An 845-nucleotide genomic window follows, 5' to 3' on the forward strand; every position below is an offset into this window, starting at 1 on the left:
CGACCTGGGCGAAGCCATGGAACTGGCCAGGCTGGTTGCCCCGGAGCACGAGGAGAGGTACGCCGAGCATCCATATGTCCATGCCCTGGTGGACGGCTTTGAGGTGGATCTGGTTCCCTGCTATCTGGTCGATGATGCCAGCCGGCTGAAGTCAGCGGTGGACAGAACCCCATTTCATACCAGATATATCATCGCCAGGATCGCCGGCCTGGAGGATGATGTCCTCCTTTTGAAGCAGTTTCTCAAGGGAATAGGGGTCTACGGCTCAGAATTGAAGACGGGCGGCTTTTCCGGCTACCTGGTGGAGCTGCTGGTGATACTCTATCGCTCTTTTCCCGATGTTCTCCGGGCCGCCTCTCACTGGAGGCCCGATACCGTCCTGGACCTGGAGGGAGAGGGAAAGAAGCTGCATGATGAGCCTCTGACGGTGGTGGATCCCGTGGACCCCAACCGGAACGTGGCCGCGGCGCTGACCCTGGACAAGATGCTCCTTTTCAGTGCCGCATCCCGCTCGTTTCTCGACCGGCCCAGCCTGGAGTTCTTCTTCCCCCGCGAAGATGAGCCTCTCTCCGATGAGGAGGCTCAAGCCAGGATGGATGCGCGAGGGACAATGCCCCTCATTCTCCAGTTTCAGGCCCCGGACGTGGTTGAGGATGTCCTCTACCCCCAGATGCGCAAAGCGGAAGAATCCATCAGGGCGCTCTTGACTCGAAAAGGCTTTTTAATACTGCGCAGCGATGTCCTCGCCTATCGCGACAGGGCGGTGATGCTCTTTGAGATGGAGGGCTGGGAGCTCTCAAGAGCATGCCGCCGAACGGGCCCGCCCGTCTGGGAGGCGGAGCATG

The 845-nt window shown here is 60.0% G+C and carries 1 protein-coding gene; it reads left to right on the forward strand.

Annotated features, from left to right (window positions below):
- Nucleotides 1-845 (forward strand): CCA tRNA nucleotidyltransferase (gene cca / locus BP822_RS03970; RefSeq protein ID WP_286877780.1); only part of this gene is annotated, 845 nt, incomplete at both ends.

This window comes from Methanosaeta sp. UBA458 (assembly GCF_002496085.1).
Lineage (GTDB): Archaea > Halobacteriota > Methanosarcinia > Methanotrichales > Methanotrichaceae > Methanothrix > Methanothrix soehngenii.